This window comes from Baekduia alba (assembly GCF_028416635.1).
In the GTDB taxonomy this organism is placed as follows: domain Bacteria; phylum Actinomycetota; class Thermoleophilia; order Solirubrobacterales; family Solirubrobacteraceae; genus Baekduia; species Baekduia alba.
Genome location: NZ_CP114013.1, coordinates 4,385,254 through 4,399,781 on the forward strand (window position 1 = coordinate 4,385,254; position 14,528 = coordinate 4,399,781).

The 14,528-nt window shown below is 71.6% G+C and carries 9 protein-coding genes; all 9 read right to left on the minus strand.

The genetic code is table 11. The features are described 5' to 3' along the window. Window positions 1–41: 41 nt before the first annotated feature. Window positions 42–1,280, minus strand: a complete 1,239-nt coding sequence (locus DSM104299_RS21980; protein WP_272473801.1) for a sigma-70 family RNA polymerase sigma factor — start codon at window positions 1,278–1,280, stop codon at window positions 42–44. Between the two features lie 383 nt (window positions 1,281–1,663). After that, window positions 1,664–2,332 (minus strand): hypothetical protein, encoded by a 669-nt coding sequence (locus DSM104299_RS21985; protein WP_272473802.1) that lies wholly within the window; start codon window positions 2,330–2,332, stop codon window positions 1,664–1,666. Window positions 2,333–2,350: 18 nt separating this feature from the next. Beyond that, complete coding sequence (locus tag DSM104299_RS21990) at window positions 2,351–3,325, minus strand: hypothetical protein (protein WP_272473803.1); 975 nt, start codon at window positions 3,323–3,325, stop codon at window positions 2,351–2,353. A gap of 87 nt (window positions 3,326–3,412) precedes the next feature. Further along, window positions 3,413–4,381, minus strand: a complete 969-nt coding sequence (locus DSM104299_RS21995; RefSeq protein WP_272473804.1) for a hypothetical protein — start codon at window positions 4,379–4,381, stop codon at window positions 3,413–3,415. Window positions 4,382–4,527: 146 nt separating this feature from the next. Next, entirely contained in the window at window positions 4,528–5,145 is a 618-nt protein-coding gene (locus DSM104299_RS22000; RefSeq protein WP_272473805.1) for a TetR/AcrR family transcriptional regulator, read from the minus strand. Beyond that, window positions 5,142–6,527, minus strand: coding sequence for a flavin-containing monooxygenase (locus DSM104299_RS22005; protein ID WP_272473806.1), 1,386 nt, complete (start codon window positions 6,525–6,527; stop codon window positions 5,142–5,144). The genes DSM104299_RS22000 and DSM104299_RS22005 overlap by 4 nt, the downstream gene beginning before the upstream one ends. 53 nt (window positions 6,528–6,580) lie before the next feature. Next, window positions 6,581–8,080 carry a flavin monoamine oxidase family protein gene (locus DSM104299_RS22010; RefSeq protein ID WP_272473807.1) on the minus strand — a complete coding sequence of 500 codons (1,500 nt, stop codon included), beginning with the start codon at window positions 8,078–8,080 and terminating at the stop codon, window positions 6,581–6,583. Window positions 8,081–8,255: 175 nt separating this feature from the next. Further along, the gene (locus tag DSM104299_RS22015; protein WP_272473808.1) at window positions 8,256–9,815 is read right to left on the minus strand and encodes a glutamate synthase subunit beta; all 1,560 of its coding nucleotides are present in this window, start codon (window positions 9,813–9,815) and stop codon (window positions 8,256–8,258) included. 91 nt (window positions 9,816–9,906) lie between these two features. Next, complete coding sequence (gene gltB / locus DSM104299_RS22020) at window positions 9,907–14,427, minus strand: glutamate synthase large subunit (protein WP_272473809.1); 4,521 nt, start codon at window positions 14,425–14,427, stop codon at window positions 9,907–9,909. Between the last annotated feature and the right edge of the window lie 101 nt (window positions 14,428–14,528).

A 14,528-nucleotide genomic window follows, 5' to 3' on the forward strand; every position in this document is an offset into this window, starting at 1 on the left:
GGAAGAGGCAAGGTGAGTCCTTTCGAATGCATGTTCATCAACTAAGGCTGGGGTGCGAACTCGCCCGAGGACGAGTCGGCGTCGGGCCCGACCGGCACCGCGACCGGGCCAGGCTTGGGCGAAGGCGAAGACGTGGAGGTCGCGACGACCCGCGGCGCCGTCGCGAGCACGACCACCTCGTGGCCGCGCGGCTTGAGCTCGTGCGCCGAGCGGGCGACCCGCGCGACCTTGTGCTGCGCCTTGGTCGGCGCGGCCGCCGCGTGCCGGACCTTCGTCGCCCGCGCCGCGTAGGCCCGACGCGCCTGCGTGGCCGCCGGGAGCCTGGGAGCCGCCGCGCGAGCCACGACCGCCGGGCGCGCCGCACGCGGCGCGGGTGGGCGCTCGTGCTGGTGCGTGTGGTGGTGCACCGCGGCCGTCCCGCCGCCCACCGCCACCGCACCGGCCGCCAGGACGCCGGCCAGCTTCGCGCCGCCCGCGCTCAGGACGCCCGCGCCGCCAACCGTGTCCGCGCCGCCCGGCACGAGCCGCTCGACCAACCCGGACAACTTCGCCCCCACGCCTGCGAGCCCGACCGGCAGCACCGCCGCCAGCGGCGGCGACGCGTCCTGGAGGCCGCGCAGCGTCGCGCGGCACGCCGCGCAGTTGCGCAGATGCGGTCGCGCGTCGGCCATCTGGGCGGCCGTCGCCTCGCCGTCGACGATCGCCGAGAGCACCGGCTGCCAGCGCTCGCACTCCGCGCCGGTCTCGATCCCCTCGAAGCGCTCGAGGAAGCGCTTGCGGCCTTCGGCCAAGCACCGATTCACTTTTGTCGCCGAGAACCCGGTGATCTCCGCGATCTCGTCGTAGGAATGCCCCAAGGCCTTCAGCCAGACCGCGCGGAGCTCGTGCGGCTTGAGCCGCTGCAGGGCCTCGGCGGCTCGCGTCGCGCGGTCGACGGTCAAGGCGCGCTCCTCGGGCGTCGAGACGTCCGGCGCCTCGTGGCGGTCGTAGTCGACGTCCTCGGTCGACACCACCGCCGACCGTGTCCTGCGCAGCTCCTTCGCCTCGTGCTTGACCACGACGTGCAGCCACTTGTGGACCGAGCGCGGGTCGAGCGTCGGCGCGCGGCGCAGCAGGATCTCCATGCTGCGCTGGTAGGCGTCGTGCGCGTCGTCCGCGCACAGGCTGTGCCGGTAGGCGACGCGCAGCAGCGACTCCGCGTGGGTCGCCACGGTGCGTAGGACCAGCTCTTGCGCTTGTTCGTCGGTGAGCCGGGCGCGTGCCGGCGCGAGGTTCTCCATGTCCCGTCCCTGGGTCTCGTTGTCCGTCCGTGGTGATGAGGGCCAGACGCCTCACTTCTCGCCCCCCGGATGTCCGAATGGCGACAATCGCGCCCAACAGTGAGCGACGCAACGAGGTATCGCGGCGGGGCCGGCACCACCCGATGAGACACCGACGTCTCCTTCCACGATCCACCCCATCCCCCAGTCCGCGTCCGGACAGCCACCATGTGCCGATCGCCACGTCGAAGTCCGCAATTAGCGGCACTACGACGTCCCAGAAGAGCTCATTGAGCATTCGGAGACGTTGTTCACGTGCGGACCACCAACCGTCCAGGCAACGTCCAGACACATCCCCGGTTCTTGGTAGCCCGCTCGCCACCTGCGCCCTCAGGCGCTCGGCGTCAGCAGTTGCCGTGCGCTCGGACCAGCTGCGCTGCCAGCGCGTCTCGGTCCAGGCGTGGCGGGGAGTCGTCGGTCGCTACGCCCTTGGCCCCGATCGAGGCCAGCACCGACTCGGCGCCCTGGTAGGCGCGCCAGGCGTCGTCGGAGGGGGCGAAGCCCAGACGGGAGGTGAAGCGGGCCTTCCAGGCGGCGGGCGCGGCGGCGCCCGGGGTGATCACGATCGCCGTCTGGCGCCCGGCCGGGTAGATGTCGCTGCGCGGTGAGCAGGCCTCGGCCTTCAAGGCGGTGTCGCCGAGCGCGCCGACGCTGATGCCGGCCTCGTTCAACAAGGTGATGGCGGGACGCACCGCAGCCGGGCCGGCATCGGTGATCACCGCGCTGGCCTGCGTGTCCTGCAACGTGGTCCGGGCGTTGCCGAGGGCGTCGGCCTCGGCACGGGCCGCGTCGTCTGAGACCTGGCGTCCCGCGTAGTTGACGCGGAACGCGCCGGCCCGGCCGCCGTGCTCGGCCAGCGCCAGCTTCACGCCCGCCGCGACCTGGCGGTAGTTCTTGGCCGTCCCGCTCACCCACAGCGAGACGGTGGGCGCCGTCGTCGGGTTCGCGGACTTCGACTCGCCGCACCCGACCGCCAGCAGCGCCACGAGCAGCGCCGCGGCCGCGGCGACCACACCAACAAGCCTCAAGGCCTACAACCCCAGCGCCGTAGCGATCCCGTCGCGCTCGGCCTGGTCGACGACCGCGTCCGCGCCGTTGACGTAGCGCTCCTCGTCGACCGGCAGCGACCAGTTGTAGAACGCGAGGTCCAAGGTCTCGACCGGCACGCCGACGCCGTGCGCGAGCTCGCGCTGGCGGCGCTGCAGCAGCACCGGGTCGCCGATGCCGAGGATCCGCTTCGCGGCCAGCGCGACCGGATCCATCGGCGTCGCGGAGCTCAGGTGCATCGTCCACGGATCCAGCTGCACGAGCCCGAGGTGGTGGTCGGCGACCAGCAGCTCGACGCGCGCCGGCCGCCCGAAGCCGGGCAGGCCCAGCCGCTCGAAGCCGCGGTCGAAGCGGTGCTGCAGCGTCCAGGACTCCTCGCCGGCGAGCGCCGCGATCTGCCCGCCGCCGCGCTCGGCCCATGCGCGGTAGGCGATGAACGCGGCGTCGCCGCGCTTGGCGTCGTAGCCGGTGCGCGGGCCGAACTCCGCGCCGTCGAGGGCCGGGTTCTCGCCCGAGGCCCACGTCGTCCGGCGCTCCAAGATCGTCGCCCACGGGTCCTCCCCGCTCAACGGCGAGAAGTACGTGATGAGGAACGCCAGCCACGCGGCCTCTTCGCGATCGGACTCCCGCTGCACGTCGCCGTACAGGCCCGGAGGTGCCTCGCCCAGCTCGCGCACGCGCGCGGCGCTGAACGCCAGCTCGTCGGCCAGCCGCCCGGCGTCGACGCTGGACCGCAGACCGGGGACGATGTCGTGCTCGTAGCCGTCGTCGGGCGCGCGCTGCACGCGCCGCACCGTCATGCCCGAGGAGGCGGACTTCCGCGGCGCGCGCACGGCGCCACTGCCCTCCGGCTTGGACGGGCGACGCGCGACCGAGCGGGTCGGGGCCGAGACCCGCTCCTTCTTGGAGCAGATCGGGCAGTTCTCGACGAGCCGGTTGTGGCGGCAGAAGGTGGGCACGGCAGCCAGTCTACGAGCCTGCCCCGCAACGCACGACGGGCGCCCGTAGGCGCCCGTCGCGGAACAACGAGATCTCAGCCGCGCTGCCTAGGCGTGGCAGGTCGCCGACTGGCGCTTCTGGACCACGGCGTAGCCCTTGCGCGTGGTGTTGTCGATGTTGATCAGCCCGGCGTCGAAGTCGTTGGACGCCGGCGCGCCGTTGAACTGGTACACGTACAGGCGCGTGATCTGCTTGTAGCGCTTCGGCATCGAGAACATGCACTTCAGCGCGGTCGCGGCCTTCGTCTCGGCCGTGGCCTCGGACCCGCCGGCGTACACGCCGCGCAGCCGCAGCTGGCCGCCGGTCTCCGTCAGCCAGACCTGGGCCTTCTTGTCGCCGATCGTCTTGATCAGGCGCGACGTCCGCGAGTAGGACCCGCGGTTGGTGTCGCTGTAGTTGTGCAGGCCCCAGTACTTGGGGTGGCCCTTGACGTACTTCTTGAACTTGCGCAGGTAGCTGACCGAGCCGCCGACGTTCGAGCCGTCGAGGATGTCGATCGCGGTGACCTTGCGGCCCTTGAAGACCTTGAGCGCCGCCGAGTAGTACTGCGCCACGAGCTTGGCGCCCGTCGAGGACTTGCAGATCTTCGACGGCTGGCCCTCCTGCCGGCCCTTGGCCTGGCAGACGTTGACCTCGTTCCACGGCGTGACGTCGAACTTGCTGCCGTACTTCTTCTTGAACGCCTTCAACGCCTTGGTGTAGGTCGCGACGCTCGGGGCCTTGCTGTACTGGCCGGCGTCGCGCGAGTGCTCGAACGAGATCAGGATCGTCTGATGCGCGGCCTTGGCGGCCTTGAGCCAGGCCTCGAAGTTGGCCTTCTCGGTGCCCGCGGTGGCGACGTCGTACGGCGCGATGTAGCGGGCGACCTTCATCTTCAGCGGCGCGAAGAGGGGGTTCGTGAACGTGCTGGCCTGCTGGTCCGAGACACCAACGGTCGCGGAGGCGGAAGCGGTCGCGGGGAGCGCCACGGCCGCGAGGGCGGTGACGAGCAGGGCGGTGCGGAAGAGACGTCGCATCGGAATGCGGTGTGCTCCTTGTCGGCGTCGGGGACGAGGTCGAAGTCAGGAGGCGCGCAAGGAACTCGGCGCATCCACGACCAAGACAACATAGCCGCCACCGAAGTTGCGGTGCCGCGTCCGCGCAACGCACCTTGCGCGGAACGTCAGGACGCGCGGGCGCGCAGTCCGGCGATGAACAGCTCGGAGATGAAGGCCGTCGCCCGCTCGGGGTCTGGCTCCTGACCGTCGAGCATCCGCGCGCCGATCTCGAACGCCGCGCCGACCATCGAGGCGGCCATGTACTCCACGTCGTGGTCGGGGATCAGCCCGGCGGCGATGCCGGCGCGGAGGTCCTCGGCGAGCTCCTCGACGCCGGCGACCAGCGACGGCTCGTCGAACAGGGCCCGGATCGTCCCCGCGTTGCGCGACAGCAGCTCGGACGTGCGGCGGTCCTCGATCAGGAACCGGAAGTAGGCCCGGAAGCCGTCGCGGACGAACGCGTCCAGCGTCGTGCCGCCGCGGCGCGCGGCCCGGACGCGCTCGCGCGCCTCCCCCGCGGTCTCGTCCAGCAGCGCGCCGAGGACCGACTCCTTGTCCGGGAAGTAGTTGTAGAACGTGCCGGTCGCGAGGTCGGTCCGCCGGACGATGTCGCGCACCGACGCGGCGCCGAAGCCGATCTCGGCGAAGACGTCGCGGGCCGCCTCGAGGATCGCGGCGCGGTTGGCCTGCTTGGTGCGCTCGCGCTTGCCGATGTCCGCCCCACCCACCCCCAGGCTCGTCACGCGGCGACCACCTCGGCCGTGCGCGGCGCTTCCTTCGCCCGGTGCGCGATCGGCAGCGCGTAGCCCCGCGCCGCCGCCCGCTCCTCGCCGGCCTTGCGCTCCTTGTCGAGGTCGCGCAGGTAGTCGTCGAAGTCGACCTGGATCGTGTGGCGCTTGGACGCGACGTAGCGCTTGTGCATCGCCTTCTGGTCGGCGCGGATGTCGGCCGTCAGGTCGGCCGGGGCCGGCAGCGCGTAGTGGCCGCGCAGGTAGGCGGCCAGCCACTGGCCCTGGGCCTCGGCCAGCGGCATGATCGCGCCGAGCGGCTGGAGCAGGCCGACGAACGCGAGGTCGGCGTAGCGCGGGTGGAAGACACGGCGGAACAGCTCGATGTGGTTGTCGGGCGCCACGATGAAGTCGTCGGCGAAGAACGGGAACGTGATCTTGTAGCCGGTGCAGTAGACGACCACGTCGACCGGCGCGCGCGTGCCGTCGGTGAACACGACGTCACCGCCGTCGAGCTGGGCGATGTTGGGCTTGGGCGTGACGCGGCCGTGCTGGATGCGGTCGAGGATGCGGCCGGAGATCGTCGGGTGCGCCTCGCCGAACTCGTGGTCGGGCTGCGGGAGCCCGTACTTCGTCACGTCCCCCACGCTGAGGCGGATCAGCCGGTGGATGACCTTCTGGCGGATCTTGAAGGGGATGCGGGGGTCGTTCTTGAGCTGGTCGGTCGGGCGCCCGAACAGGTATTTAGGGATGATCCACGCGCCGCGGCGGGCGGCCAGGTACGTGCTGTTGGCGACGTAGGAGGACTCGACCGCGATGTCCATCGCCGAGTTGCCCATCCCGAGCACGACCACGTCCTTGTCCTCGAAGATGGAGGAGTCGAGGTAGGCGTGCGCGTGGATCTGCGTGCCGCCGAAGGTGTCGCTGCCCGGGAACGCCGGCTCGGGCATGCGCGGGTTCCAGTGGTGGCCGTTGGCGACGAGGACGATGTCGTACTCGCGCGTCACGCCGTCGTCGGTCGTCACGGTGTAGACGCCGGCGTCTCCCCGCACAACCGCCTCGACGCGCGTGTTGAAGATGATGTGGTCGCGGAACCCGAAGTGGTCGACGTAGTCGTCGAAGTACGCCGCGATCTGGGTGTGGTGCGGGTAGTCGGGGTAGTCGGCCGGCATCGGGAAGTCCGAGTAGGCCATGCGGTCGCGCGAGGTGTTGATGTGCAGATCGCGGTACGCGGCCGACATCCCGTTGCGGTTGCCGAAGACCCAGTTGCCGCCGACGCGGTCCGACGCCTCGATGCAGTCGAACGGCACGTCCTGCTCGTGGAGCGCCTTGGCCACCACGATCCCGGACGAGCCGGCGCCGATGAGGCAGACAGAAGGAAGGTCGGGCTGGGGCATGGACGCCAGCGTCCCAGAAGGTGACGGGGGCGTCAAGTTCTCGTTGAGGAGCGTCAGCCCCGGTGCTTCAACGCGGTGCCGACCTCCTTGGCCGCGCGCTCCCCCGCGCGCACCGCGCCGTCCATGTAGCCGAGCCAGTAGTCGGCCGTCTCGGTGCCCGCGAAGTGGATGCGGCCGTGGGCGGCGCGCAGCTGCGGGCCGTGCTTGGCCAGGACGCCGGGCGCGAAGTGGCCGACCGGGCAGCCGCGCGTCCAGGTCTCGTTCGTCCAGTCCTTCTCGATGAACTCGAGCGGGGTGCGGGCGCGCTCGTCGCCGAGGAAGCGCACGAAGTCGTCCAGGACGCGGGCGCGGCGGGTCGGGGCGTCGAGCTGGGACCACTCGCGATGGCGCTTGCCGCCGATGAAGCTGAAGAACACGCCGACGCCGGCGTCGGGCGGCGAGTTGTCCCACGGCACGCGGGCCAGGCCGGTGTCGCTGACGCCCTGCCCGCTGAGCCCGGCGTCGCGCCAGAACGGCTTGTCGTAGACCGCCTCGACCTTGGACAGCGAGCCCGGAACCATGGCCTTCAACAACGTCTCCTTGGCCGCGGGGAGCCCGGGCGCGAACGCGATCCGCGCGGCCAGCACCGGCGGGACGGCGACGATCGCCTGCTGCGCGACGACCGTCGGGCCGTTGCGCGTCGTGATCGTCACCTCGCCGTCGTGCTCCCTGATCTTCTCGACGGGCGCCCTCAGGAGGACGCGCGCGCCGAGCTGCTCGGCGACCTTCTGCGCGACGACGACCGAGCCGCCGACGATCCGCTGCTCCTGCGCTCCGCCGGCCGTCGCGATGAGCCGCAGGAACGCGCCGGCGGTCTTCGCGTTGCCCGCCGCGGCGACGTACTGCAGGACGTACAGGAACGACAGCTCGTCGGCGTCGGCGCCCCAGATCGACTCGAAGATCGCGTCGGCCACCGCGTTGGCCGTCGGCGACAGGTTCTTGGGCGCGAGGTGCTGCGCGAGCGTGATGCCGTCGTACTGCCGAGCCTTGGCGTGCTTCCACGGCGCTGCGACGCCGACCTCCGCGGCCAGCTTGTCGACCTCGAGCAGGACGTCGAGCAGCGCGCCGACCTCCGGATCGCTCGGGATGCCGACCGACGCGGGGTACAGCGTCCGCTCGCCCCGCGCCACGTAGGCGCTCTGGCCCGTGTTGTACACGTCGAACGTCTTGGCCCCGACCGCCTTGGCCAGCGCCAGGATGCGGTCCTGCGTCGGGCCGACGAACTGCCCGCCGACCTCGGCGATGTACCGGCCGCCGTCGATCTTCGCGTTGCGCGTGCGGCCGCCGACGACGTCGCGCGCCTCGAGGACGATGACGCTGTGGCCCGCGTGCGTGAGGGCGCGGGCGGCGGCGAGGCCGGAGAAGCCGGCGCCGACGATCGCGACATCGGCCTTCTTGCGCTTGCGCGCCGCGGCGAACGCCGCGGTGGTGAGCGGCGCCTCGAGCGCGGTGAGCGCGGCGGCAGACGCACCCGCCTGCAGGAGTCGACGACGGGTGACCGGCACGTGGGACATCGCGCGACCCTAACGACGGAAACCGCTCGGGTCGAGGAAGAGCCGAGGGCTCCAGCGGCGCGCTTGCGCCCCGCATCGTCGTGGCTGGGGTGCCGGGCAAGCGCCGGCGGGCGGCCGCCCGTCAAGCCGGTCGATGCCGCCAGGCGCGACGAGGCGGCGCGCAAGCGCGCCGGTGCTACGCCTCTTCCGCGGTCACGCCGCCGTCGGCGTGGGACGGAGGGCCTTCGGGGCCGTCGTCGGCGTCGTGGACGTTGCCGGCCAGAACGGGCTCGCGGTCGGTGGTGGAGAGCTCGTGGAGGAAGCGGTCGGCCATGCGAGCGGCCTGGCGGCCCTCGTTGATCGCCCAGACGATGAGGGACTGGCCGCGGCGGGCGTCGCCGGCGGCGAAGACGCCGCGGACGCTCGTCGCGTAGGTCGCCGCCTTCACGTTGCCGCGCTGGTCGAGGTCGACGCCGAGCTGGTCGACGATGCCCTCGTGCTCGGGATGCAGGAAGCCCATGGCCAGCAGGACGAGATCGGCCTGCATCTCGCCGTCGGTGCCCTCGACGGGCTGGAACGGCGGCGCGTCGCCGGCCTGCGCGTAGCGCAGCATGGTCACGCGGCCGTCCTCGCCGTCGAAGCGCGTCGTGACGATCGAGTAGTCCTGCTCGCCCTTGCCGATCGCCGTCGCCTCTTCCATGGCGTAGGACAGACGGAACTTCTGCGGCCACAGCGGCCACGGGGTCCGGTCGTCGGGACGGTGCGTCGGCGGCTCGGGCAGGAGCTCCAACTGGGTGACGCTCAGCGCGCCCTCGCGGATCGAGTGCCCGACGCAGTCGGCGCCGGTGTCGCCGCCGCCGATGACGACGACGTGCTTGCCCGCGGCGGTGATCGCCTGGTCGACGCCCGCGGCGCGCGCGACGGACGGCTCGGGCCCGAGCTCGTCGGCGATCACGCGGTTGCGCACGTACAGGTAGTCCATCGCCGGGTGGATGCCGTCGAGCTCGCGCCCTGGCACCGGCAGGTCGCGCGGCACGCGCGAGCCGATCGTCAGCACGACCGCGTCGAACTCGGCGCGCAGCTCGTCGGCGGTCACGTCACGCCCGACGTCGACGCCGCAGCGGATCTCGACGCCCTCCTCGCGCAGCTGGTTCAGCCGGCGCTCGACGACCCACTTCTCGATCTTGAAGTCCGGCACGCCGAACCGCACCAGCCCGCCGCCCGCCTCGTCGCGCTCGAACAGCACGACGCGGTGGCCGGCGCGGCGCAGCTGCTGCGCGGCCGCCATCCCGGCCGGGCCGGCGCCGACGACCGCGGCGCTCATGCCCGTCTCGACCGCGGGCGGCTGGGGCACGACCCAGCCCTCGTCCCACGCCCGGTTGATGATGGAGTTCTCGATCTGCTTGATCGTGACCGCGTCGCCTTCGCGGATCTCCAGCACGCACGCGGCCTCGCACGGCGCGGGACACAGGCGACCCGTGAACTCCGGGAAGTTGTTGGTGGCGTGCAGCTGCCGGATCGCGTCCGGCCAGCGGTCGCGGTAGACGAGGTCGTTCCAGTCCGGGATCAGGTTCCCGAGCGGGCAGCCGTTGTGGCAGAACGGCACGCCGCAGTCCATGCAGCGCGCGCCCTGGCCGGCCAGCTCCTCGTCGGGGCGCTGGACGACGAACTCCTGGAAGTCGCCGACGCGCTCGGTCGCATCCCGGTACGGGATGTTCGAGCGGTCGATCTTGAGGAACCCTCCGAGCTCACCCATGGCTAGGCGGCACGCGTGACGTCGATGTGCATGATGGTGGCGAGGCGTGCGGAGGTCATGCGGCGAACGGCTTGCGAGCGCTCTGCGCGAGTCATGCCGCGACTCCTTCGGTCGTCTGAGCCGCGGCCGCGGCCTGCTCGGCCAGCACGCGCTTGTAGTCGGCCGGGAAGACCTTCACGAACTTCCCGCGCGCGGCGTCCCAGTCCTCGAGCAGCCGCGCCGCGATCGTCGAGCCGGTGCGGTCCAGGTGCTCCTGCACCAGGCCGCGCACGTCGTCGGCGTCGCCGTCGCTCAGGTCCTCGAGCTGGTTCAACATGGTGGGGTTGACCCGACCGCGGAAGGCGCCGTCCTCGTCGAGCACGTACGCGAACCCGCCGGACATCCCCGCCGCGAAGTTGCGCCCGGTCTCCCCCAGGACCACGACGCGCCCGCCGGTCATGTACTCGCAGCCGTGGTCGCCCACGCCCTCGATGACGGCCGAGGCGCCCGAGTTGCGGACCGCGAAGCGCTCGCCCGCGAGGCCGCGGAAGAACGCCTTGCCCGACGTCGCGCCGTAGAGCACCGTGTTGCCGACGATCACGTTCTCCTGCGCGTCGAACGTGACCGCGGACGGCGGCGTGACGACGACCGTGCCGCCGCTCAGCCCCTTGCCCGTGTAGTCGTTGGCGTCGCCGCGCAGCGTGAACGTCACGCCCGGCGCGAGCCAGCCGCCGAACGACTGTCCGGCCGAGCCGGTGAAGGCCACGTCGATCGAGCCGGCCGGCAGGCCGTCGCGCCCGTGGAGCTCGGCGATCCGCGACGACAGCATGCCGCCGACGCAGCGGTTGACGTTGCGCACCGGCGTCTCGATGTCGACGTGCGCGTCGCCGCCCTCGACGACGGGCCGCGCGCGCTCGAGCAGGACGTGGTCCAGCGCGTCGTCGAGCACCGGCGGCGGCGGCTGCGTGCGGTGGCGCGGCTTGGACGCGTCGACGTCGCGCGGGAACGTCAGCAGGTGCGTCAGGTCGATCCCGCGCGCCTTCCAGTGGTCGATCGCCTCGTCGGCGGCGAGCAGGTCGACGCGCCCGATCAAGTCCTCCAACTTGGCGATGCCGAGCGACGCCATGATGGCGCGCAGCTCCTCCGCCACGAAGAAGAAGAAGTTGACGACGTGCTCCGGCGTGCCCTTGAAGCGCTTGCGCAGCTCCGGGTCCTGCGTCGCGATGCCGACCGGACACGTGTTCAGGTGGCAGGCGCGCATCATGATGCAGCCCGTCGCGATCAGCGGCGCGGTCGAGAAGCCCATCTCGTCGGCGCCGAGCATCGCGGCGATCGCGACGTCGCGACCGGTCTTCAGCTGGCCGTCGGTCTGGACGACGATGCGCGACCGCAGGTCGTTCTTCAGCAGCGTCTGCTGGGTCTCGGCCAGGCCGATCTCCCACGGCGCGCCGGCGGACACGATCGAGCTCAGCGGCGAAGCGCCCGTGCCCCCGTCGTGGCCGGCGATGACGACGTGGTCGGCGTTGGCCTTCGCGACGCCCGCGGCGACCGTGCCGACGCCGACCTCGGACACGAGCTTCACCGACACCTGGGCGCGCGGGTTCGCGCAGCGCAGGTCGTAGATGAGCTGCTTGAGGTCCTCGATCGAGTAGATGTCGTGGTGCGGCGGCGGCGAGATCAGGCCCACGCCCGGCGTCGTGTGCCGGACCGACCCGATGTACGCGTCGACCTTGTCGCCGGGCAGCTGGCCGCCCTCGCCGGGCTTCGCGCCCTGCGCCATCTTGATCTGCAGCTGGTCGGCGTTGACCAGGTAGTGGATCGTCACGCCGAAGCGGCCCGACGCGACCTGCTTGATCGCCGAGCGGCGCAGGTCGCCGTTCTCGTCGGCGACGAAGCGCCGCGGGTCCTCGCCGCCCTCGCCCGTGTTCGAGCGCCCGCCGAGGCGGTTCATGGCGATCGCGAGGTTCTCGTGCGCCTCGGTGGAGATCGAGCCGAGCGACATCGCGCCGGTGGCGAAGCGCTTGACGATCTCCTGGGCCGGCTCGACCTCGTCGATCGAGATCGGCTCCAGGTCCTCGCGGATCTTCAGCAGGCCGCGCAGCGTCGCCTTGCGCGCCGCGTGCTCGTTGACCATCTTGGAGTACTCGTCGTACTTGTCCTGCGCGGAGCCGTTCGTGTCCCGGACCGCGTGCTGCAGCGCCGCGATCGTCTCCGGGTTCCACATGTGGTGCTCGCCGTCGCGGCGCCAGGCGTAGACGCCGCCGACCGGCAGCAGCTCCTCCGCCGTCCGGCCGTAGCCGCGCTCGTGGCGGTCCAGCGCCTCCTGGGCCAGCGTCTCCAGGCCCACGCCGCCGATGCGCGACGCGGTGCCGCAGAAGTGGCGGTCGATCAGCGGCTTCTCCAGGCCGACGGCCTCGAAGATCTGCGCCCCGCAGTAGGACTGGATCGTCGAGATCCCCATCTTGGAGATGGTCTTGAGCAGGCCCTTGCCGATGGCCTTGACGATGTGCGCCTCGGCCTCGTCGACGTCGTCCAGGCCCGCGACGCGCCCCTCGGCGACGATCGCGTCGACCGTCTCGAACAGCAGGTACGGGTTGACGGCGCTGACGCCGTAGCCGATCAGCGTGGCGAAGTGGTGGACCTCGCGCGGCTCGCCCGACTCCAGCACCAGGCCGGTCTGCAGGCGCGTGCCCTCGCGGACGAGGTGGTGGTGGACGGCGGCGACGGCCAGCAGCGACGGGATCGGCGCGCGGCGCTTGCCGATGCCGCGGTCGCTGAGGATCAGGACGTTGATGCCCTGCGCGATGGCGTCGTGCGCCTCGTCGCAGATCTCGGCCAAGCGCGCGTGCAGGCCGTCCGGCCCGTCCTGCACCGCCCAGGTGATGTCGATCGTGTGCGACTTGAACCACGGGTGCTCGAGCGAGCGCAGCGTCTCGAGCTCGCCGTTGCGCAGGATCGGCTGGCGCATGACCAGCTGGCGCGCGTGCTCGGGCTGGGCCTCCAGGAGGTTGCCCTCGGCGCCCACGCCGGTGCCCAGCGACATGACGATCGACTCGCGGATCGGGTCGATCGGCGGGTTGGTCACCTGCGCGAACAGCTGCTTGAAGTAGGAGAACAGCGGCGGGCGCTGGTCCGACAGCACGGCGAGCGCGTTGTCGTTGCCCATCGAGCCGATCGGCTCCTCGCCGTTCTTGGCCATCGGCGCCATGAGGATCCGGAGGTCCTCCTGCGAGTAGCCGAACGCCAGCTGCAGGTCGCGCAGCGGCTGGGCGAGCGTCAGGCCGTCGCTCGGCGGGAGGTCGTCGAAGCGGACGACGTTCTCCTCGAACCAGCGGCCGTAGGGCTGCGCGGTCGCGACCTGCTCCTTGACCTCGTGGTCGTCCACGATGCGGCCGGCCTCGAGGTCGACGAGGAACAGCTTGCCCGGCGCGAGGCGGCCGAGGCGCACGACCTCCTCGGGCGCGAGCGGCAGCATGCCGGTCTCGGAGCCGAGCATGACGTAGCCGTCCTTGGTCTCCGCCCAGCGGCCCGGGCGCAGCCCGTTGCGGTCCAGCGTCGCGCCGACCACGGTGCCGTCGGTGAAGCAGACCGACGCCGGCCCGTCCCACGGCTCCATCAGACACGAGTGGAAGGCGTAGAAGCCCTTGAGGTGATCGGGGAGGTCGTCGCGGTCCGCGTAGGCCTCCGGGATCATCATCATCGCCGCGTGGGGCAGCGAGCGGCCGGCGAGCATCAGCAGCTCGAGGACGTTGTCGAACGTCGCGGAGTCCGACCCGCCGGGGCGCACGATCGGCAGCACCTTCTGGAGGTCCAGGCCGAACAGGTCGGAGGCGAGCTGCGACTCGCGCGCCCGCATCCAGTTCGCGTTGCCCATCAGCGTGTTGATCTCGCCGTTGTGGGCGATCACGCGGAACGGGTGCGCGAGGTCCCAGCTCGGGAACGTGTTCGTCGAGAAGCGCGAGTGGACCAGCGCCAGCGCGGAGCCGAAGCGCTCGTCCTTGAGGTCGGGGTAGAAGTCCCGCAGCTGATGCGAGATCAGCATCCCCTTGTAGACGCACGTCCGCGACGAGAAGCTCGGGGCGTAGAAGTCGGGGCCGGCCGCCAGCTCGACGATGCGGCGGATGACGTACAGCTTGCGCTCGAAGCGGTCCTGGTCGTCGACGAAGCCCGGCCCGGCGCCGACGAACAGCTGCCGGATGTGCGGGCGCGACTGGTTGGCCGTGTCGCCGACGTGGTCGAGGTCGACCGGCACGTCGCGCCAGCCGAGCAGCTCCTGGCCCTCGATGCGCACGTTGAGCTCGAGCAGCTGCTCGATCTTGCGGCGCTGCGCGGGGTCGCGCGGCAGGAAGCAGACGGCGACGCCGTACTGGCCCTGCGGCGGCAGCTCGAAGTCGACCACCGCGCGGAAGAACGCGTCGGGGATCTGGACGAGGATGCCCGCGCCGTCGCCGGTGCGGATGTCCGCGCCCTCGGCGCCGCGGTGCTCGAGGTTGTCGAGAGCGGTCAACGCGCGGTGGATGACGCCGTGGTCGGGCTGGTTGTCCAGCCTGGCGACCATGGCGACGCCGCAGGCGTCGTGCTCGTAGCGGGGGTCGTACAGGCCGTCGGCCTGGGGCAAAGCGGAGATCGTCATGAGGTGTCCCGTGGCGGCCCGGGGGCACGTGAGAGGAAGCGGCAGAGTAGCAAGCGCACTCCGGATTGGACAGGCGTACGTGATCGCATACAGCCTTCGCG